We start from the raw sequence: 20,788 nt of genomic DNA on the forward strand, positions 1-20,788 counted from the left end.
TCTTCCTCCTTATACTTTTTCGAGTGCCTGCTTTGCCTGCTGATAGACGGGATAGTCGATCATCCTGCCATTGTAGGCGATCGAAGCTATTCCTTCCTGCTCGGCAGCTTCAAAACGTGCAACAATCTCTTTATACTCCTCCACTTCTTCTTCAGAAGGTGAAAAAATACGATGAGTCGCTTCAATCTGTTTTGGATGAATCAGCAGCTTTGCGCGCATGCCGAGCTGCCTTGCCATTTTTGCTTCATGAACGAAACCTTCCTCATTGTTTAGATCCGGGTAAACTGTGTCGACTGGAGCTCCGATGTTTGCTGCTCTGGATGCATTGACAAGCTGCGAGCGTGCAAATAAAAGCTCCTGTCCTCCTGGGGTAAGCTGGCATCCAATGTCCAGCGCATAGTCGAGTGAACCGAATGCGAGCCGCTCCACCTTTGGATTGGCGACTGCAATGTCATAAGCGAACTGTACTCCCTTAGCGGTTTCAATCAATGGAATCAGCCGCTCGGTGTCGAAATGGTCAGCAACAGCCTTCATCATTTCCGCGTCCTCCGCTTTAGGCAGCACAATGCCTGCCGCTTCAACTTGAAGCGCGCAGGCAAGGTCCTCTTCCCAAAATGGAGTGTCGAGCGCATTGATGCGAATATAGATTCGCTGGTTGCGTTCCGTTTCATATAATGCTTCGATCACGTTTTCACGTGCGGTTTGTTTTTCCGAAGTGGCGACGGAATCTTCGAGATCGATGATCAATACATCGGCTTCTGATCCCATCGCTTTATGAATCATTTTTTTCTTAGCTGCTGGAACGAACAAGTAACTTCTCGGTTCAAGCATCGAAACACTCCTTTAGGAGAATAATGGGATGATCAGCCCGGCGAGCAGCAGGATCAGTGCACCGCCAAGACGGGAAGAAATCTGTGCGAATGGCATCATTTCCATACGACGGGAAGCGGAAAGTACGGCAACGTCGCCTGTACCTCCCATGTTCGCCATACAAAGTCCGGCAGTGATGGCGGATTCGATCGGATAGAAGCCGACGAGTTTTCCAAGGATACCTGCACCAAGGATTGCGCCGAATACGACACCGAAGACCGTCAGAACATATTGCAATGTCAACGCTTCTAATACCGTACCAAGGTCCGTGTAGGCGATCCCGATTCCGAACAGTAATGCAAGTGTCCAGTTGTTGGCAACGAACTTGTACCACTGGCTTGCACCTTCAACGATGTTGTTAGGGATGATATCCGCAATTTTAGCTGCTGCGACAACGATGATCATCAGTGCGTATGGGTGAAGCGGAACATAGTCACCAAGCAGGCTTCCGACTGCAAAAAATGTGACAGCAGCGAGCAGTCCGATGCCCATCTTCTGAATATCGTAAGCCTTCTCTTTTTCCTTCTTATAAGTGAAGCCCTGGATCAATTGGCCATTCCCAGTAAGGGAAGGAACTTTTTTACCGAGCAGGTTCAACATACTTGCCAAAACGATTGCGAACACGTTACCAAGTGCTAATGCTGGAACGAGAATGGAGATGTAGTAGCTTGGGTCATTCCCCATGATTTCAGAATAGATCTGACTCATCGGTACAGCGCCTGCACCCATTCCACCACCCATGATCGGCATTGTGATGACGAGTACCGCATCTCTGAGGGAGAATCCAGCGATCGTACCGAGCAGACCTGCGATTGCTGCTGCCCCGATAATCGCTCCGAAGATTGGGATGAAATAGCGAAGTCCGACTTTTACAAGAATCTGCTTTTGCATGCCAAGGATACTACCAGTGATCAATGCAGCGATGTAGAAATTCAGGAAGCCGCCGTCTTTCATGAATGTCGTCATGTTCGTAACGGACGATTCAGGCAGCCATCCAGCATAGTTGAGGAAGGCAGCGCCGAAGATGGCGATGATCGCTCCGCCTCCTAAAAAGGTCCGGACAATCGGGGTGCGGTCTCCGATGTAACCGAATAATTCACCCAGTACCATCATAACGAGTAATGCGCCAATCATTCCTCCTGGAAGATTGCCAGTGTATAAGCTTGTGAGTGTGATTGCTGCGAAAATTGCGAACCAGATAACAGGTATTCCAAAGATTGCAAATGATTTCTTCTCGCTGTTCACTTCAGCAAGGTTGGCGTGCGCTTGTTGCTGATAATTCAAATCTTCTGCTGTTCTAGCCATGTTTCCAACTCCTTTTAGATTAAGTAAGCGTTTTCATTTGTAAGTTCAGGTTAGTTTAGTTCACAGAAAATTCACATATTATGAAACTATTGATATTATTGTAATTAAAAAAAGCGAGCAAATTGGATGGAATTGGTATTGGGTGAAACGTATGTGAGGGCTGCATCGTATATAAAGAAAGGAGAGATTCAATGGGTTTTCTAGTGTTAGCAATCCTGATCATTTACTTATTCGACTTTACGAAATTTAGACAGCAAAACAAGACATTGATTGAACAAAATGAAAGGCTGATCGAACTTGTTGAAGAAATAAGCAGTCAAAATCATAGACCCGAGGAGAAAAAGTTTTAAGGGGGATTCGATGGGACCTGTTGGAAAAGTACTGTTATGGGTGGTCGGCATCATTTTCATCCTGAATTTGATTCTTATGCTGATTGGCGTAAATGCCTTTTTCACCTATAGATAAGGAGGTCGTACTATCAAAAAGCGTTATATAATCCTTGTATCCATCACTCTTGTAGCTGCGGCTTACCTTTATTTAACCTGGCCTGAAGTCACAACGTTCGGTGACAAATTGGAAGAAGCTGTGGAGGGAAATGGAGAGATAGAAAAGCTCACGATCAAGCGGGAGATGGATGGAGCGAGGGTTACTATAGAAGATAAATCGTTCATTTCGGGCTTAATGGAAGCTTCTTCGAGTATGGAACTGAAAAGTGATGAGGGCGTGCACCCCATGCAGTACTGGTTGTATGCAACTACGGATGACTATAAGACGATTGAGCTGATTGTAGGGGAAGAAGGTCTCTTTTTCGGGGGTTCGTATGAAGTAAAAGGGGAAAACCAATTGCTGCATCAAATCGAGGAATTACAGATGCCTTGGTCGGCTCCAGAGTGAGTTTTCTTTAATGAAAATAATGTTAAAATTGGAAAAGGGAGGTGAGGAGCGGATATGAAAAAGACGATGCTTATCTTGAGTGCAAGTGTTCTCATTTTTATCGGAGCGATCGTGATCATCAATTGGCCGGAAACAACTACATACGATGAAGCACTTTCTACCATGCTGGAAGAAGGGGAAAGTGTGGAAAAGATAACGATTTTCAGAGAGAGCGACGGGCACAAAGCAACCGTCAATGACGAATCGAAACTCACGGAGATCATCGAGATTCCTTCTGATATGGAGCTGATTAGAAAAGACAGTCCTCCTGTAGATATGGCATACTCGATATTCTTTCACACCGATGCTTCCAACCGCTACCTCGCCATCGTCAGTGAAAACAGGACCGACTTTGAGAAGTCCGGTTATTTTGAAGTGAAGCAGGAAAACGAACTGATGCAGGTGATCGAAAGTATGGAGCTTGATTGGGAAGCTCATTAGTTAAATAACAACGGAGAGGAGAGCACAAATGAATGATTTTCTTATGTACAGCATGATCTTGATTGCTCAGATGATCGGCCTTTCGGGAGGGTTAGCGATTTTCTCTTCCATCTTCACCCGAAGTCGGTTCAAAGGAATACTATGGCTCGCATTCATTGCAGTACTATGTATCTACCAAACAATTAACGCCTTTCAACTCTCTGAAGGGTTAGGTTTAGGGATCATTCTTGTCAGTGTGATACTGTTGATTCTGGCATTTTTTATTCAAAAGAAAAAATCTTTTTCTCATACATAAGTGAATTTCCCTTCCATATTTGTTGTAATATATTCTCTTTTTGTGTAATATTACACCAAAATATTGAAGGGGGAATTTTCCATGGGGATGATTGTAATTGTTTTGACTGTCTACCCTGCATTGGCGTTACTTGCAGGAGTATTGGGTTATTTATTCTTCAAGAACGTGTTGATCGCGCCCGTTGTCGTATTTATTAGTTTCCTATTGTTGCAAGTCTTCGCGTACAACAGCAGCTTCTTCATATGGGTATGTGCGTACACTGTGGTTGCTTTAGGGACAAGCTTTTTGGCAAAGGGAATACATTCCTTATTGGGGAGCCGTCCCTCAAGCTGAAGGGTGGAAGATAGATGAAAATTGTTGGCTGGAGTATTGAGATAGAAAGGAGAAAGGAGATCGATGTGCTTAAATTTCTGATTTTCACCTATTTAATCCTGATCAACGGTGTTATGGTGCTTGCTGTCCTTGATATATTGTCCTCGACCACTGCCATCGTTACGATGATCATTATTGCAGTCAGCATCATCTTAGTGATTGAATACTTGAATAGAAAAAACAAGCTCCAGGACATTAAATAACTGTTTGTTGATGGGGAAACAGATGAAGAGGGAGGAGGTTAAAATGAATCAACAGAAACACAAGACTCCAGGGAGAGATATTGCGGATATCATTACAATTCCTCCAGCATTCATTATTGTGGTCTTATTACTTCAATTTGTACAATTCAACTCTACTATTTTGAATTTCATTTCGATCTTGTTTCTTTTTTTTGGAGTTGCATTTGTTTTAGAGATTATAAAGATACATATCATTCGAAGATTAATTGGTAGTAAAAACAAACAAGTCGAGGGTGGCGCGATCACATTTACATATATAAGTTCAGCTGTCGTCTGCTACTTCCTTATCAGCTATTTATCTGAACAAGGTATGATTCATTTTTAATAATCTATCAAAATGGAGCTCATTGAGAGCGGAAGAGAGGATGGGGTGTGTGATGTCAAAGGACAGCATGCTTCGTTGGATAACAGGTGTATTGGTTGGAATCAGTTTACTTGGATTATTTTTTCCGTGGTTCTATTTTAACGCTGATGTGGATTATTCCAATGGGTGGAGGTGGATGGCTGCTGTACCGACAGTGTTGATTGGCATTGTCGCTGGATTTATTTTGCTGTGGCAGAAACGCCGGTCAAAAAAGATTAACCTATTGACGCTTGCAGCACTGCTTATCATCCCGCTCTCCTGTATGTATGGATTTTTCACTTGGCACGTGCCGACTGTCACAGGAGAGATCAGTTTTCAAACCAGTTTCGAGCACACACATTTCGGATTCTATCTCACCATGATCAGTTCACTTCTGGCAGTCGTTCTCTATTTGCCCACCATGAAGCAAATACAACAATGAGGTGTTCCAATGTGTTTGAAGCAACGTACGAGAGAGAAAGTAAGACAAAGTCCCTTCCTACTCATTACTCTATGCATCATCGCAGTACTACTGGGGATGGAAGGGATCAGCAGATTCATAGATATGCAGGGTCTCTATGACTTTTTAATGGGCACCTATCTTACCGGGACAGGATTTATCGGTGCTTATATGTGTGTACAACGAGTCCGTGTTTTACGGAGGCAACAAGATGCTAACTAAGGAGATGGTTGTTCAGTTATGGAATTTTACATAAAGTCTTCAATATTCAATAAAGCGATTGCTGAAGTCAGTTCGGTTATTACTCAAAAAACAACTCTACCAGTCCTGACAGGGATCAAATTGACTGCAGAAGCGGATGGCCTGACGCTAACTGGTAGCAATTCCGAGATCATCATCTATAAGAAGATACCTGTTATGGAAGTGGGGGACAGCCCAGTCACGATCCAAAAAACAGGCAGCATTGTGCTTCCTGCAAAGTACATCAGTCAGCTGGTGAAGAAGCTGCATGCTCCTGTCCACCTTTTCGTGAAGGATCACTTTGCAACGCTTACCTCCGGTGACATCATCACACGTATGAACGGATTCGACTCCTTGGAGTACCCGAACCTTCCTTCCCTGGATGGGTGTGAAACGATTTCGATGGATTCGAAACAATTGATGGAGATGATTCGTCAAACAGTATTCGCAGTGTCCAGCAATGAAACAAGGCCAGTCCTAAACGGAGTAAACATCCAATTTTCACAGGATGAGGCCGTTGCCGTAGCAACCAATTCACATCGACTTGCATTAAGGAAGCAAGCGATTCCTACCGCCAAAGCGGTTTCTTGTACGATTCCAAGTAAAGCACTGGTAGAGCTTATGAAAATTACAGGAACGGAATCACCGACAATCAATCTTTACATAACCGAAGGTCATATAGCATTTGAGATGGAGCACACCACCCTTTACGCAAGGCTGATTGAAGGCAATTACCCGGATACAGAGAAGCTGTTTCCATCAGAATATAAAACGAGTGTCACGTTGAATACGCTGAAGCTTCTTCAAGGCATCGACAGGGCTTCTTTGTTTGCGTCGGAATGGAAGCATAACAACGTCCGGTTATCGTTGAAAGAAACTGGACTCAAAATATCCTCTACCTCGACAGAAGTAGGAGAAATCAGCGAAACACAATCCATCCATGAGTTGACGGGGGATAAGGATTTAACCATCCATATCGATGGTAACTTCTTGATGGATGCGCTGAAGCAGGTGCAATCGGAACAGGTGAAGGTCCAGTTTGGAGGCTCGATGCGTCCGATTGTCATCCAGCCCGTTGGCGATGACACTTATCTGCATTTGATTTCACCCGTCAGGTCATATTGATTACTTCTGGAAATACTGAATCAACTGCTCTTTGAATGTTAACAACGAAGCAGGATAATAACGGTTCTTTCGATAAATCAGGTCAATCGGTTTCGCAGGGAAGTCTAGCCCTTCCACATTCATCACCTGAACCTCTTTGTCCAAAAGGATGTGAGAGCCTGTGATGAGTGGAAGGAAGGCAGCCCCCATTCCCATTTCGACCATTTTGATGATCATTTCAATATGTCCACTCTCCATGCGGACTGGGAGGGTGACTCCTGCTTCCTCAAACCTTTCCTCCATTTCATTCATGATCTTCGTGCCTTTCTTGAACGTGATGAATGATAAGTCATTAAGGTCTTCCACACTAAGTTTTTCCTCCTCTGCCACCCTATGATGCTTTGGCACGACGAGATTAATTTGCGACTGGATTCCGAGCGGCTCTGTCTGGATATTTTCATAAGGATGCTTCGTATCGACGATTCCATAATCAATTTTATACTGGTCCACAAGCTGGTAGGTTTCATAGGAAGGACCAATTTCATTGATTTCGTAGGTGATGTTGGGAAAAGAATCACTGAATGCTGTCAGAAACGGAGGCAGTGTCGTAGATAATAGCTGAAAGCCACCGCCTATTCTGATATGACCAGCGTCTGGACGTTCGAATAGCTTGATTTCCTCCTGCATATTGTCGTACATGTTCAACAGTGATTTGGTCTGTTTATACATTCGCCTTCCAACTGGATTTAGCACTAGCCTTTTTCCTTCTCGATCAAACAGCTTTACTCCAAGGTTCTCTTCCAGTCGTTGAATTCGTACAGAAAGATTCGGTTGATTCGCATGCAACTGTTCAGCAGCCTTGGACAAGGAGCCATTCTCCACAACTGCTACAAATGTTTTAAGTAATTCGAACATGTAAGCATCCCCCCCACATATATAATTTTTTTATATTATGTATATATTATATATATTTTACAAATATAGTGTCGAAACATACAATAAATGTAAACGGTTGTACTAGTGGAAAAGGGGGGATGCTCCGTGACGTTCGGGAATTATTTCAAGAAGCTGAAGTCCATTCTTATTGGGCTGCTTATCATAAGTCTGCTTCCTTCAATAATCAGTGGGGCTAATCAGACTTTGAATCTAAGAGATTATCAAATCGACGGTGTGATGTACGATATTTTTCCGGGCATTTTTGAAAAGTACTTCTACTCGATGACGATTCTGTTAGGAGGATTGGCGTTAAGTATATGTGTAGCTATACTCTTTACATTCATCGCATCGATGCTTTCAAGATCTTTCAAGCGGCTTCTGTACGGAGTATTGACGATTTTAGAATCGTTGCCGGACCTTTTCATCGTGGTCACGCTGCAGATTGTCATCATTTACGTCTATGCGAAAACAGGATGGCTGATCAGCGATTTGATGGCGGTCAATGATGAACGGATCTATCTGCTGCCGATTCTGGTTTTGGCCGTACTACCAACCATTCAGTTGTTCAAGCTGTCCTTCCTTTTTTTAGAGGAAGAAGCGAATAAGCATTACATACAGGTTGCAAGATCAATGGGACTGGGGAAGCTTTACATAGTGATCCGTCATGTGTTCCGCAATGTCCTCTTCCATCTGTCTTTATATTTCAAGCCGATTTTCGTATTCATGCTCTCGAACCTGTTCATCGTCGAATATATTTTCAACATCCATGGTGTGATGCGGATCATGCTTAGTTCCAATAGCTTTGTTTTTCTTATCGGAACGTTCATGATTGCCATTCCATTCGTCTACTTATTTGAAATGAGCAGTACGATGGTTCAAAAGTATACGGGTGAACGAGAGGAGGAAGCGGCATGAGTCGAGCGCTATGGAAACAGCCGCAGTTCTTGCTTGGTTCCTTCATTCTTTTATCCTTAATGGCAGCCAGTATCGCTTACCCGTTTTTCTTCGAGTTGCCTGAAGAGGTCAACTATCTTTATGAAGATGGCAAACTGGTAGGAGTTCCACCCTTTTCACCTGCGGAAGCCCCGCCATTCGGTACGGACGTATTTGGGAGAAATTTGCTCGATCTGATGATCAACGGCGCGAAGTACACGTTGCTTTTCGCCTTGGGAATTGCACTTGTGCGAGTATTGCTGGCTGGAGTGTTGTCTTTTTTCTATTATCATTACAACGAAAAATTACGACCTTTACTTGAGGATCTCATAGAATCGATGCTGTATATTCCCACGGCGATTGTTGCGTATTTATTCCTTGCGCCGCTTGCTACAAAATATTCGGAGGAAGGCGGAGGTTTCGTGCAGATGGTACTGACTCAATGTATCATTCTCGCACTTCTGGGTGTGCCGCCTTTATTAGCTGCTTTCTCGAAGGATATCGCCCGTATTTCCAATCAGGAATACATTGTCAGCACACTTTCGCTTGGAGCCAAGCATCGCTATGTCTATTTTAAGCATGTTCTGCCTGAGATGGGGAGCCGCTTCCTACTTGTCGTTGCTCAGCAGATCATCCAGGTGCTGATTCTTCTCTCCCACTTAGGTGTGCTGTACATCTTCATCGGAGGGGCTGCCACCATCATTGACGGGGATCTATTGAGTGAACATGAGGTGTTCGTTTCCCTTACAGGGGAATGGGCGGGGCTGATCGGCAATAACTATGATGCGATCAACCATAGCCCTCATTTGATTTTGATTCCACTAGGGTTCTTCTCACTGGCGATCTTTGCGATGAATATGGTGATCAACGGCATGCGGAATGCGATGCAACGGAAGGAAAGGAGGGAAGTCGATGAAGCTGCTTGAAGTAGAGAATCTACAAATCTCGTTTGATTCAGGACGACAGGAAGCGGTTGTGGTCGACGATATCAGTTTTTCAATCGGCAAGGGGAAAACAGTGGCCTTAATCGGAGAGTCCGGTTCTGGAAAAAGTGTCACCTCTCAAGCGATTCTCGGACTGTTACCTGAGAATGGGAGGATCACAGGTGGCAGCATTAACTTTCACAGTGAAAACTTGGTGGCGATGTCCGAAAAGGAATTGCAGCAAATCCGCGGGAAGAGAATTTCCATGATCTTTCAGGATGCATCCGTGTCCTTGAATCCGACGATGAAGATTGGCAAGCAAGTGACAGAGGGATTGAGGTTCCACCGACGCATCAATCGCAATGAAAGGAAGCGGGAGGCGCTGCGACTGCTGATGCTTGTAGGATTTGAAAATCCTTCTGAAATCTACCACCGATATCCAGGTGAATTGTCAGGTGGGATGAAACAACGTGCATTGATTGCGCTTGCCATCTCCTGTAACCCGGAACTGATTATCGCCGATGAACCAACGACAGCGCTTGATGTTACGATTCAAAAGCAAATCCTTGATTTGATGGAGGACTATAAGAAGCGGACGAATACTTCTTTTCTTCTGATTACGCATGATTTCGGCCTTGTCGCTGAATATGCGGATCGTGTTCTCGTCATGTTCAACGGAAGGATTGTCGAGGAGGCAGATGTCTATACGCTGTTTGAAAATCCGCTCCATCCTTACACAAAAGGATTGATGGCCAGCATCCCTAGGATTGATTCCCCTAAAGAAACGCTTTTGACGGTAAAGGATGCAGAAAAAAGCGGACACTCTTATGAAGGGATGCGCTTCGCTCCTGAATCTCTAACGAAGAAACAGGGAAGTGACCTTGAAGCGTCTGACCTGGTCGAAGTGGAACCGGGACACTGGGTGCGGTTCTATACCGAAAGGCAGGAGGTTGCTTATGAAAAATGAATTGATGGAAATCCGCGACCTTTCCACCATCTTTCGTAAAGGAGACAATCTCCATAAGGCGATCGAAGGAATCACTTTCAATATATACGAAGGCGAGACGTTGGGAATTGTAGGCGAATCCGGTTCGGGGAAAACAACGCTTGGCCGGACGTTGATACGGTTGCTGAAGCCGGATCATGGTAAGATTGTTTTCGATGGGAAGGACCTTGCGAGTATGAATGAAAAGCAATTGAGGCCATTACGTAAAGACTTCCAGATGATTTTTCAAAATCCATATGAATCCCTGAGTCCACGTATGAAGGTTGGAGAAATCATTCAGGAGCCGATGGTCATCCAAAAGGTCTTCACTGCGAAAGAACGTCAGGCAAAGGCATACCAGATGCTTGAAAGTGTAAGGCTACCGAAAAGTGCTTATCATAAGACCATCCACGAATTCTCCGGTGGGCAGCGGCAGCGGATTGCAATCGCAAGAGCGCTGGTGATGAATCCGAAACTTGTAATTGCTGATGAACCTGTATCTGCACTTGATGTATCCGTCCAGGCTCAAATACTGAATCTATTGAAGGAGCTTCAAATAGAATTCAACCTGACTTACATGTTCATCTCCCATGATTTGAGTGTGGTCCACCATATGAGTGATCGGGTTGGAGTATTGAATAAGGGGCATATGCTCGAACTCGCCCCAAAGGATGAAATCTATCAGAATCCGATCCATCCGTATACGAAATCCTTGCTTGCATCGATACCTAAAGCGGACCCGATGCTGAGAGGGCAGGGAGAAGAAATAATGGTCCCGTCCCCTTCTCCGCATCCTCCTCACTTGGTTCATGTCGGCCATGATCATTACGTAGCGGCGGATGTAATACAGGTGAAAAATTTCAAAGTGAATGTTTTATCTTAACGAGTATATAGTCACATTTAGTGTGACCGTATACTCCTATTTTTTTGAAGTTGGCAGGAATGTATTGGGGGATTATGGAATAGGTAAGAAGATTCATCCAAAAAACGACAATGTTTGGCGGATATTGGAGATTGATTAACCTATCAGGGAAAAGGTGAGCATATGATCTTATGGATTAATGGAGCGTTTGGAGTGGGAAAATCGCAGACAGCTCATGAATTGCACCGGAGAATTCCCCGTTCATTTGTATATGACCCTGAGAGAATTGGCTATTTTATAAATAAGAACACCCCGAACGAAACTCATAAGGGCGACTTTCAGGACTATGATCTTTGGCGGGATTCCAATTATAATATTCTTAAGTATATCCATGACGAGTATGATGGTACGGTAATTGCGCCGATGACAATCGTCGATCCGGTTTATTTTGAAGAGATCGTCGGAAGGTTAAGGAGAGATGGGATAGTTATTCACCATTATGTACTGTGGGCGTCGGAGGACACGTTGAAAAAGCGACTCCGCAGCAGAGGAGAAAGGAAAAACTCCTGGGCAGCAGAACAGATTGACCGTTGCATGGTAGGGTTATCGGATGATGTTTTTCACGAAAGAATTTTGACTGACGATAAAACAATCGGTGAAGTTGTCGAAGCGATTGCGGCGAAATCTGAAATCGAATTGCTTCCGGATAACCGTAACCGGCTGAGAAAACGAGTGGATCGTATGAAAACTCAGTGGAAGCAGACTCGTTTTTTCAATTAAGCCGAATGAGGAGTGGTGAGAGTTTTTTCATCTATTCGAGCGTATGTTAAGAGAGTAGACAGTTACTTTGAAATGGTCGATAAAGGCATGGATAATACACTGACGATTGCAGGGTTTCTATCTATTTTCGCTTTCGGATCTATGTTCGACTTTTCTGGGATAGTAATACTTTTACTTGTATTCATATTATTTTCAGTAAGGTTCGGATGGGATGTTTTATATAAGCATTCAAGAGTGAATCGAAGATACTTGTGAGTTTCTCAAGTATGTTTGCGGTAATATGGATAGTATTTAAACTAGTGCTGCCATTCTTAACCGGCATGCCATTTTAAAATAAGATTGGATGAAACAATATCCAGAGGAGGTACGTATGTATTACATAAAGTTTTTTCTGACATGGATCGCCGGTGTCATCATTGCCGGAGTTGGTATCAGCTTATGGAAAGGCGAATCCTTTGATTGGCAGTTCATGATTACTTTGGCAGTTGGTGGTCTGATCGGGGTTTCCATCGTCATGCTGGGTAAGAGAAGCAAGGAAAAGAAGTAAAAAGCACTTATTGAGGGAGAGGGGACAAGTGTGGAACACGATTAAGGAGTTTTTTCACTTTGAAATGGTAGTGACGGTCATCCCTGTATTGTTTTTTGCATATTACAGGCATAACATTCCATGGTATGTATGTGTCGCGGTGTTCCTCGTGAGTGTCGTGTTGTATACATTTTTAAAACGAAAGGCTAGAAAGCAGTCGGGGACCGCGCATTAAGTAGAACTTGCTTTACTCGGAGGTGCATGATGGACTTATGGGAACGTAAGATGGTGGATACAGACCGAGGTAGATTTGAAGTCTTTGTAAAAGGACAAGGAGATCCGCTTTGTGTCACGCATCACTATTCGGAGTTTAATGACTCTGGTGATTATTTTGCGGAGTCATTTACACTGACACACCGTGTATATTTGATGAATCTTCGTGAAGCTGGCAGTTCTCCTAAAGCGGAGGAATCGTATCAGCTTAGCATGCTGGAAACCTTGTTTGATCTAGAAAGTGTACGGGAGGCCCTTGGGCTCGAGCGTTGGGGATTTGCGGGGCATTCGACTGGGGGCATGCTTGGTGTACTTTATGGGATTTACTTTTCTGAGAAGCTGAATTATTGCATCATTGTCGGGTCTGCTGCTCGTGAGTATATGACGCTTTCACCAGAGTGCATTTATAACGAGGCTCATCCGAACTTCGACCTGATGCAGGAATTGATTGAAAGGCTTAAATCACCTGATCTGATGGATGAGGTGAGGAAGCAGTTGTCAGCTGAGAGGACCAAGCTCTCATTGTATGACCCTGATCGCTATGACGCTTTATTTTCTTTACCTATACATAAAAAGATGTCAGCACCGAGAATGAACTATTTCAACCGCGAGTTGCACATATTCGATGTAACGAAGAAGCTTCACCTTATTTCGACGCCAGTGCTGGTCGTATGTGGAAAGCATGATGTGCAGTGTCCTGTTTCTTATTCAATCGAGATGGAAAATCTGATTCCAAATGCGAAGCTCGAGATATTCGAGAGAAGCAATCATTACCCGTTTCTTGAAGAGTCGGATAAGTTTCAAAGCGTAATCACTGAATTTTTAGCAGAACAATAAAAAGGTGTTCCGGCTTTGCAGCTGGAACACCTTTTCTTGTTTATTGTACTGTTGCTGGAACGACTTGCTTGATGCGGCCTTCTGCTTCATAAGTGAAAGGGGAAGGTAGGGATTTGACATACTCCACTGTCGCGTCAAGATCGACCGGTCCTACTTCGAGGTCCGTCGCGCGTTCTTCGATTCCGTATCGTTCGTTTCCATACATATAGTTGTTGATGACCACTGTATATTCTGTAGCATCATCAATCTCCGTACCATCCGGTAAGAAGATATCGACGACTTCTCCAGTCTTCGTTGCTTCATCAAATTCATACGTGTAAGTGAAACCGGAGATGTGGAAGTCCAATCCGCGTTCTGTGATCTGATTATTCAGCACGTCACGCAGGTCTGCTCCACTCAACTTCAATTTGTTCAGCACGTTACCGAATGGCTGGATGGTAAATAGGTCGCCGTATGTTACTTCACCTGCATCCAGGTTCGCGCGAACACCGCCGCCATTCATTAGGGCGAAGTCTGCATCCATTTCTGCCTTCATACCATCAGCGATCAGGTTTCCTAGTGCAACATCACTGACTTCCTGGGTTGCGTCCGGGTAGCCTTTTACAAGCGTCGTAGCTGATTCGCCAACAACCTCTGCTTTGATCGGGCCGATTTTTTCCTCGTATTTATCAAGGATAGCTGCAACCTCTGGGTCCGGCTGATAGTCTTCATGATAAACCGTTACGATTTCTGCTTCCTTCTTGTAGATGTCACCAGTAACAGGATCGATTTCTAGGTCGACATCTGAGAAAGCAGAGCCATAAGAGTACGCTTGCACAATCAACTTGTTATCAACGACGCGGTTGACGTACGTGTGGTTGTGACCAGCGAAAATGACATCCACTTCATCATCCACTTTTTCTGCAATTTCACTTGCATCGAACTGATCGGTGTACCCTTCCTGTGCTGCAGGGTTATGCGCCAGCACGACGATTGATTCGACACCTTGTGCTTTCAATTCTTGGGTGTAGGTATTGATCGCTTCTGCTTCATCTGTAATCGAAAGGTTTTCGTTGCCTTTCGTGATGATCATATAAGGTGTTTCCTGCGTGACGACACCGATAAAGCCGATTTTCTGACCACCTACTTCGTTGATTGTATACGGTTCGGTAATCAATTCACCGGTGGACGTATCAAAGGCATTGGCAGCAACGACTGGGAAGTCCATGCCGTCGTAGCCTTCTGTCCCATCCGGGTGCTCACCGCCGTTGATCATGCGGCGAAGCTCATCGATCCCTTCATCAAATTCATGGTTACCTAACGTACCGACATCAAAGCCCATCGCTTCCATCACTTCAACGGTCGGCTCATCCTGGAACAACGCAGAGATCAATGGGCTTCCACCGATCATATCACCTGCATGCACCATCAATGTGTTCGGGTTCGTAGCCTCTTCCTGTTTCATTGCTGCAGCAGTGTAATCCATTCTGCCGGCAGCATCTTCACCGATTTTAGTGATGTAATCCAATTGACCGTGAAGGTCGTTCAGACCAAGCAGCTGGACGCTGACACCGCGGTTCAAATCGAATGTGAAAATTCCGAAGCCTTTGTCGTCCGTTACACCTGTGTAAGTGAACGGGCTGTCTTCTGTAATGTAATTTTTTGCGTTTGGTGATGTCTTGAAAGTGATCGTCGCGTCTCCGGAAATCGGAGCGATTGACCAGTTTCCATCTGCAGTCGGTGTGATTTCTTCTTTTTCACGGATGTAATCCATCAGGATCTGACGGTTCTCATCCGCTGAATCTACCACCATCTCACTGCCTTCGATTCCAGGGAAGTTACCGCCACCACCAGCACGGTAGTTGTTCGTCACGACGATGAACTCCTGAGCTGGGTCGACAGGTTCACCATTATATTCAAGATTTACGATACGGCTCGCTTCTTCATTGACTACATTACCTGACTTATCGTACTTGGCAGGCTGGGTGACATCGATTTGGTACTCGACACCATCGATGACGTCGAAGTTATAGACAGGGAATCCGTCATTCAACAATGCTTGTGCTTCTGTCGCATCCGGGTCAACCTGATTGAACTTACCTGCAGACATTTCCAGCCATTCTTTGACGTCTGCACCGCTGACTTTGATTGCTTTCAGGGTGTTGTCGTAAAGGTAAAGGTCACCAGCACTGCGGATCGTCAATGGACCTTCTTTGATTTCTGTGTATTCTTCTACACCGTTACGGCCAGCTTTGAATGGAGCGCCGGCAGAAAGAATCGGCATATCCGCGTATTCTGGTTTATTCAGTTCAAGATAATTCTCTACATACCATTTCTGTGCATTCGTCACGACCTGGATAGATGGATCGTCCTGTACTAATGCAAAATAGCTGTAAATATCATCCGTTGTCGTTCCGATCGGTGTATTCACATAGTCGATCGTCGCTTCGTGAGCATCATTGACCGCATCAAGGATTTCCTGATCCGGTGCTGCTTCTCTTGCACTGCGGACGATGGACTGGGAATCTGTCACACTCCATTTCCCTCTGACTTTTTCAAGAGTAAGGTCAATGATTCCGAGTGAATTCCCACCAAAACCAGCCTGTACAGCCGGTACACCATTGATTGTTCCTTTTGCATTGTCGACACCTGGGAGCGGCTCGCCGTCCGGACCTAGGAACAATGCATCCAGCTTGTCTTCGCTGGCGGCTGGGAATACTTTGTGTGTATGGGAGAAAGTGATCGCATCAATGCCATCTACTTCACTCAGTGCATAGACCGTGTCTTCTGTATTCGATTCATCACCGCTGAAACCGGAGTGGGCCATTGCAACGATGACGTCCGCACCTTCACTTTCCATTTCAGGTACGAATTTTTCGGCAGAAGCTATGATGTCTTTGGTAATCACTTTTCCATCAAGATTAGCTTTGTCCCACTCGTTGATTTGTGGAGGAACAAAACCGATGTAACCCACCTGGATTACTTTCGTTTTTCCGTCATTCGTCTTCACTTTCTTATTGACGATTTTATATGGATCGTACATGTTTTCATCATTCTCGGGGTTCTCGTCGTGATCATCGACATAAACGTTGGCATTGACATGCGGGAATTCTGCATCATCATATGCTTCCTCGAGAAAATCCAAACCGTAGTTGAACTCGTGATTTCCTAGACTTGCAGCATCATAGTCAAGAATATTCAATGCCTCGATGGATGGATGGACTTCCCCTTCTTCGAGTGGGTCGACTTTCGCTTTGTATGTACCAAGAGGAGTTCCTTGAATCAAGTCGCCATTATCAACTAATACCGCGTTATCCGCTTCACTACGCGCTTCCTTGATCAGTGTGGCTGTCTTCGCAAGCCCAACACTGTCTGTTGCCTCCGCCTTGTAGTAATCATAGTTTACGAGATTCGTGTGGATATCGGTCGTTTCCATGATCCGAAGATCCACTTCTGACTGGACCTTATGCTTGCCTTTCGCCTTCGCATTCACTTCGTCCGTCATGAACGGAGTTGCGATGACGCTCAACGCAAGCGCACCAGACAAAATCTGCTTTGCAATTTTGTTCCGTTTTCCCATCAGATGACTCACCCTTTGCTTGAGATTTGGTGGAGCGCAGAATTCAGGCTCCAAATCGAATAGTATCAGATTTTAGTTGAGTTTTTAGCTTGATTTCGTGATTTTTTTGTAAATCTTGTAAAATGATGAATTGGTACTGTGAACATGGTCGCTGGATAGATAGGAAAAAAGTTCCTGTCCATCCGCTGAAAGGTACAGAGGTTATGGAAGCGCTTGCTCCATTGGTAGGAGAGGGTTATTTTCCGCTCTTCGCTAGTATGTTAGACTGGTATTATCAAAATTTTCCAAAGGTTAAGGCTGTTATGAAGGAGATTGACTATGAGAAGACTAGGCTGGATCATCGCCATTGTCGTGTTTACGGTGGTGGGAATTTATTTAGTTTCACAAACGACAAACGTAATAGGGGAAGATGGGATGAATGTACATAAAGAACAACTGTTTTCAGAGAGTGAGATCCGCGAAATTGATGTGAATACTTCTTCGACTGATATTCGGTTCGTGAAAGGAGAGTCTGATCAGGTCGTCGTCAAGCTAAGCGGTAATGTGAAGGACTGGGATGATTATCGGTACGAGGTACAAGCGGCTGATGGTACTTTAAAGGTAAACCTCGAAAAGAAAATGGGTGGTTTTTCATTCGGATTCTTTAATCGTGATTCTTTGAAACTGTCTGTGACTCTTCCTGAAAAAGCATATGACTCATTGAAAATCCATACATCTTCAGGTGAAGTCGACATTTCCGGTGTGGAGGCCGCACGTGTCCTGGTGGATACTAGTTCGGGAGATATTCACCTATCCAACATGCAAGTGGAAGAACAATTGGAAGCGGATGTCTCAAGCGGCGATATAACCATCAGTCAGGTGACTGGGGGTGCAACTGCAGATTGGGAAACGAGCAGCGGTGATATCGTCGGCAAAGGGCTGGAGGTGGCAGATTCTAAAGCACACACGTCTTCTGGCAGCATCGACTTGAATTTCATGAAGCTTGCAGGCGATGTATTTGCCGATACTTCCAGTGGAGATGTAGCGTTTTCGTTTGATGAAGAACCAGAATCTTTTGTCGTCGATTTCAAGGCGAGCTCGGGAGATGAAAAGATCAGCATTGACGGCATCGACTATGAAAAACGGGCGGATAATCGAGTGGAAGGGCAAAAAGGCGACGGTACTTATCTATTGGAAGTTCGTACAAGTTCGGGAGATTTTCGCTTGGATTGACCATTACAATCAGTGAGGTGGAATGAATATGGAGAATAATAAACTTTTTTCTGTTGAATATGAACAATCAGGGGTTGTTTTCTTCAAGGAAGTTGCTGCGAACAGTATGGAAGAGGCTAAACAACAGGTTATGTCTGGTCAACCAACAGTGAAAATTCGTGCTGTTTCGGTTGTGGATGCACAAAAAGAATGACTGGATGAAAGCAGGGGGAAGATGGAGTTTAAACAACAAGTAGAAAAACTATGTGAGACAGCTGGATTAGGGAAGGTAGTGGAGTTTCCAAAGCCTCTTTCTGGAGGCTTGTTACATAAAATGTATGCAGTGAAAACCACCAGTGGAGCATTTGCAGTGAAAGCCTTGAATCCAACGATCATGGCGCGACCGGAAGCAGTGCAGAATTATCTGACCGCCGAGCAAATTGCCCGAATTGCTGCAAAGCACGTACCGGCTTTGCCTGCTAAGGTGATCGACGGCAGTCCACTGATCAGAATAGATGGAAGTTATTTTCTGGTGTTCGATTGGGTGGAAGGTGAAATCTTGCAATCTAGTAAAATTGAGCGGGAGCATGCAAAGAAGATGGGGGCGATTCTCGGGGAGTTACATACGATGGACTTCTCACTGCGAGAGGTTGAGCCGGAACATCCAGCAGCATTAATTGAATGGAAGAGATTTTATGATAAAGGGAAAGAAGAAAATGCAGAATGGGTGGATGCCTTTTCAGAAACTTTAGATTCCCTTTATCAATGGACAGAGCATGCTACCGAAGCGGCAAGTAAGCTTTCGCAGGGCTTCGTTTATAGTCACCGGGACTTGGACCCGAAGAACGTATTATGGAGAAATGGGGCTCCCACTGTGATTGATTGGGAAGCAGCAGGTCCTGTCCATCCGATGCAGGAACTGCTGGAGACTGCCATCTATTGGTCGGAAAAAGAAGAGAAAGCAGTGGATAAAGATCAATTCCTGACTTTTATTAAAGCTTATGAAGAAAAATGCGGCACGGCTCATGCAGATTGGTTCAATGGCCTGGTGATGGGCTTTGCAACTAAGCTCGATTGGCTGGAATATAATTTGAAGCGATCCTTATGGATGGAATGCTCCGATGAGGAAGATCAGCAGTTGGGAACGGAGCAGGTATTTGCAACATTGAACGACTTGAACAGCTATGCAGAAGCCATTCCTGAATTGCACGGTTGGCTGAAGGAGTTGGAAGGAGACGAAAGTGGATGAAGTATCAATTCAAGGTGATGACACAACAAGAAGCAGAAGAAATTGCCCACCAGTGGCACTACGATGGGGATTATGCTTTTTACGATATGGAAGCAGATGAAGAGGACCTGGTCGAATTCCTGGACTCTGAAAAACGTGGAGACACGACGTTTTCCGTTTATGAAGGGAACGATCTGATTGGCTTCTTCGCCGTACATGCTGATGTAGGAAGCTTCGATATCGGGTTAGGGTTGCGACCGGATTTGACCGGTGGAGGCAGAGGACAGACGTTTTTAAAGGAAGGGATGGATTTTGTGCAAACGGAATTCTCTCCGGCAAGGGTTGCGCTTTCTGTAGCTACATTCAATCAACGGGCCATACGAGTCTATCAAAAGGCTGGTTTTGTTGATAAAGGCACATTCATGCAAGCGACTAACGGCAGTACGTATGAATTTTTGAGAATGGAATACGTTTGCTGATAGCTTGTTGATCTGTAGAATCTGAGCTAAGAAAAACTGTAATAAAGAAAGTTGAGAAAGGGGGAGTAGATGAGGAAGTTGGTAGTGTGCATCCTATTATTGATTTTATCTTTAATCATTAGTGCATGTAACTCAATTGGTGCAGAAACTCCCTCAGGTGAGCGGACAGAAGATGAGGAAACATCTACAGGTACAGGATTGAAGGTAGAGGCAGAAGGTGAAATAGAAGAATTGAAGAAAGAATCAGATTTCATTGCCTTAGCAGAAGTTGACGGAAACTTTGAAACTGAGGCGATATTAACCGATGCTGAATACGATACATACCAGATCAATCGAATTTATACTGCTACTGTCGAAAGTAGTTTCAAGAATAACATTAATAAAAACTACACTAGTGAAGATAAGATAGAGATAGTTTATCCGATTGGTTTTAAGCAGAAAAAAGATGGGAAGCTGAAGGATGAACTTATCCCTTTTGATGGTGAAAAGTTGCTTGAGATCGAGTCTGGAGAATATATCTTGTTTCTCGATGACCTTAACGGTAAGTTCTTTTTCTCAAATATTAATCATGTGTACCGTCAAAATGGCTCAGGCTACATGAATATTGCTTCCGATACACTTCCTAGAATTACGATTGAGGAAGTGAAATAGTATCTGAAATGTATAGGAAA

General features: G+C 44.4%; 26 protein-coding genes. 22 read left to right on the plus strand and 4 right to left on the minus strand.

Annotation, left to right across the window (positions count from 1 at the left end):
• Positions 1-9: 9 nt before the first annotated feature.
• A complete protein-coding gene (locus ACFQ2J_RS10945; protein ID WP_386059989.1) occupies positions 10-831 on the minus strand; it encodes an HpcH/HpaI aldolase/citrate lyase family protein in 822 nt (273 codons plus the stop codon).
• Between the two features lie 12 nt (positions 832-843).
• The gene (locus ACFQ2J_RS10950; protein ID WP_386059992.1) at positions 844-2,175 is read right to left on the minus strand and encodes a 2-hydroxycarboxylate transporter family protein; all 1,332 of its coding nucleotides are present in this window, start codon (positions 2,173-2,175) and stop codon (positions 844-846) included.
• A 191-nt stretch (positions 2,176-2,366) separates the two neighbouring features.
• On the opposite strand from ACFQ2J_RS10950, the gene ACFQ2J_RS10955 reads away from it, so the two are divergent.
• The 10 genes from ACFQ2J_RS10955 to dnaN all read left to right on the plus strand — a co-directional run bounded on the left by ACFQ2J_RS10955 (position 2,367) and on the right by dnaN (position 6,626).
• Entirely contained in the window at positions 2,367-2,525 is a 159-nt protein-coding gene (locus tag ACFQ2J_RS10955; protein WP_386059995.1) for a hypothetical protein, read from the plus strand.
• 235 nt (positions 2,526-2,760) lie between these two features.
• Positions 2,761-3,069, plus strand: a complete 309-nt coding sequence (locus ACFQ2J_RS10960; protein ID WP_386059998.1) for a hypothetical protein — start codon at positions 2,761-2,763, stop codon at positions 3,067-3,069.
• Positions 3,070-3,123: 54 nt separating this feature from the next.
• The gene (locus ACFQ2J_RS10965) at positions 3,124-3,549 is read left to right on the plus strand and encodes a hypothetical protein (protein WP_386060001.1); all 426 of its coding nucleotides are present in this window, start codon (positions 3,124-3,126) and stop codon (positions 3,547-3,549) included.
• 28 nt (positions 3,550-3,577) lie between these two features.
• Complete coding sequence (locus ACFQ2J_RS10970; RefSeq protein ID WP_386060004.1) at positions 3,578-3,844, plus strand: hypothetical protein; 267 nt, start codon at positions 3,578-3,580, stop codon at positions 3,842-3,844.
• Between the two features lie 81 nt (positions 3,845-3,925).
• Entirely contained in the window at positions 3,926-4,177 is a 252-nt protein-coding gene (locus ACFQ2J_RS10975; RefSeq protein ID WP_386060007.1) for a DUF2651 family protein, read from the plus strand.
• A gap of 14 nt (positions 4,178-4,191) precedes the next feature.
• Positions 4,192-4,419 carry a hypothetical protein gene (locus tag ACFQ2J_RS10980; RefSeq protein ID WP_386060010.1) on the plus strand — a complete coding sequence of 76 codons (228 nt, stop codon included), beginning with the start codon at positions 4,192-4,194 and terminating at the stop codon, positions 4,417-4,419.
• A gap of 43 nt (positions 4,420-4,462) precedes the next feature.
• Positions 4,463-4,783, plus strand: coding sequence for a hypothetical protein (locus ACFQ2J_RS10985; protein WP_386060013.1), 321 nt, complete (start codon positions 4,463-4,465; stop codon positions 4,781-4,783).
• Between the two features lie 52 nt (positions 4,784-4,835).
• The gene (locus ACFQ2J_RS10990; RefSeq protein WP_386060015.1) at positions 4,836-5,243 is read left to right on the plus strand and encodes a hypothetical protein; all 408 of its coding nucleotides are present in this window, start codon (positions 4,836-4,838) and stop codon (positions 5,241-5,243) included.
• 9 nt (positions 5,244-5,252) lie between these two features.
• Positions 5,253-5,483, plus strand: a complete 231-nt coding sequence (locus ACFQ2J_RS10995) for a hypothetical protein (protein WP_386060018.1) — start codon at positions 5,253-5,255, stop codon at positions 5,481-5,483.
• An 18-nt stretch (positions 5,484-5,501) separates the two neighbouring features.
• Positions 5,502-6,626: a DNA polymerase III subunit beta gene (gene dnaN / locus ACFQ2J_RS11000; RefSeq protein ID WP_386060020.1), complete on the plus strand. Its 1,125-nt coding sequence runs from the start codon at positions 5,502-5,504 to the stop codon at positions 6,624-6,626.
• Here the strand turns inward: dnaN and ACFQ2J_RS11005 are convergent, their stop codons facing one another.
• Positions 6,627-7,520 (minus strand): LysR family transcriptional regulator, encoded by an 894-nt coding sequence (locus ACFQ2J_RS11005; RefSeq protein WP_386060023.1) that lies wholly within the window; start codon positions 7,518-7,520, stop codon positions 6,627-6,629.
• A 126-nt stretch (positions 7,521-7,646) separates the two neighbouring features.
• On the opposite strand from ACFQ2J_RS11005, the gene ACFQ2J_RS11010 reads away from it, so the two are divergent.
• From ACFQ2J_RS11010 to ACFQ2J_RS11040, 7 genes are all read left to right on the plus strand, one after another.
• Complete coding sequence (locus ACFQ2J_RS11010) at positions 7,647-8,456, plus strand: ABC transporter permease subunit (RefSeq protein WP_386060026.1); 810 nt, start codon at positions 7,647-7,649, stop codon at positions 8,454-8,456.
• Positions 8,453-9,400 (plus strand): ABC transporter permease subunit, encoded by a 948-nt coding sequence (locus ACFQ2J_RS11015; protein WP_386060028.1) that lies wholly within the window; start codon positions 8,453-8,455, stop codon positions 9,398-9,400. The genes ACFQ2J_RS11010 and ACFQ2J_RS11015 overlap by 4 nt, the downstream gene beginning before the upstream one ends.
• Complete coding sequence (locus tag ACFQ2J_RS11020) at positions 9,387-10,364, plus strand: ABC transporter ATP-binding protein (RefSeq protein WP_386060031.1); 978 nt, start codon at positions 9,387-9,389, stop codon at positions 10,362-10,364. The genes ACFQ2J_RS11015 and ACFQ2J_RS11020 overlap by 14 nt, the downstream gene beginning before the upstream one ends.
• Positions 10,354-11,265, plus strand: coding sequence for an ABC transporter ATP-binding protein (locus ACFQ2J_RS11025; RefSeq protein ID WP_386060034.1), 912 nt, complete (start codon positions 10,354-10,356; stop codon positions 11,263-11,265). The genes ACFQ2J_RS11020 and ACFQ2J_RS11025 overlap by 11 nt, the downstream gene beginning before the upstream one ends.
• A gap of 162 nt (positions 11,266-11,427) precedes the next feature.
• Positions 11,428-12,024: an AAA family ATPase gene (locus tag ACFQ2J_RS11030; RefSeq protein ID WP_386060037.1), complete on the plus strand. Its 597-nt coding sequence runs from the start codon at positions 11,428-11,430 to the stop codon at positions 12,022-12,024.
• 370 nt (positions 12,025-12,394) lie between these two features.
• Complete coding sequence (locus ACFQ2J_RS11035; protein ID WP_386060040.1) at positions 12,395-12,571, plus strand: hypothetical protein; 177 nt, start codon at positions 12,395-12,397, stop codon at positions 12,569-12,571.
• 243 nt (positions 12,572-12,814) lie between these two features.
• Entirely contained in the window at positions 12,815-13,660 is an 846-nt protein-coding gene (locus tag ACFQ2J_RS11040; RefSeq protein WP_386060043.1) for an alpha/beta fold hydrolase, read from the plus strand.
• Between the two features lie 40 nt (positions 13,661-13,700).
• On the opposite strand, the gene ACFQ2J_RS11045 is transcribed toward ACFQ2J_RS11040, so the two are convergent.
• Entirely contained in the window at positions 13,701-17,219 is a 3,519-nt protein-coding gene (locus ACFQ2J_RS11045; RefSeq protein WP_386060046.1) for a bifunctional 2',3'-cyclic-nucleotide 2'-phosphodiesterase/3'-nucleotidase, read from the minus strand.
• A gap of 318 nt (positions 17,220-17,537) precedes the next feature.
• Between ACFQ2J_RS11045 and ACFQ2J_RS11050 the strand changes: the two genes are divergently transcribed.
• From ACFQ2J_RS11050 to ACFQ2J_RS11070, 5 genes are all read left to right on the plus strand, one after another.
• Entirely contained in the window at positions 17,538-18,431 is an 894-nt protein-coding gene (locus ACFQ2J_RS11050) for a DUF4097 family beta strand repeat-containing protein (protein WP_386060049.1), read from the plus strand.
• Between the two features lie 28 nt (positions 18,432-18,459).
• Entirely contained in the window at positions 18,460-18,624 is a 165-nt protein-coding gene (locus ACFQ2J_RS11055) for a hypothetical protein (protein WP_386060052.1), read from the plus strand.
• A 21-nt stretch (positions 18,625-18,645) separates the two neighbouring features.
• On the plus strand, positions 18,646-19,659 hold the full coding sequence (locus tag ACFQ2J_RS11060) for a phosphotransferase (RefSeq protein WP_386060055.1): 1,014 nt from the start codon (positions 18,646-18,648) through the stop codon (positions 19,657-19,659).
• Entirely contained in the window at positions 19,656-20,117 is a 462-nt protein-coding gene (locus tag ACFQ2J_RS11065; protein WP_386060058.1) for a GNAT family N-acetyltransferase, read from the plus strand. The genes ACFQ2J_RS11060 and ACFQ2J_RS11065 overlap by 4 nt, the downstream gene beginning before the upstream one ends.
• 69 nt (positions 20,118-20,186) lie before the next feature.
• Entirely contained in the window at positions 20,187-20,768 is a 582-nt protein-coding gene (locus ACFQ2J_RS11070) for a hypothetical protein (protein ID WP_386060061.1), read from the plus strand.
• Positions 20,769-20,788: the final 20 nt, after the last annotated feature.

The organism is Thalassobacillus hwangdonensis, assembly GCF_042675915.1.
GTDB classification, from domain to species: Bacteria; Bacillota; Bacilli; order Bacillales; family Halobacillaceae; genus Thalassobacillus_A; species Thalassobacillus_A hwangdonensis.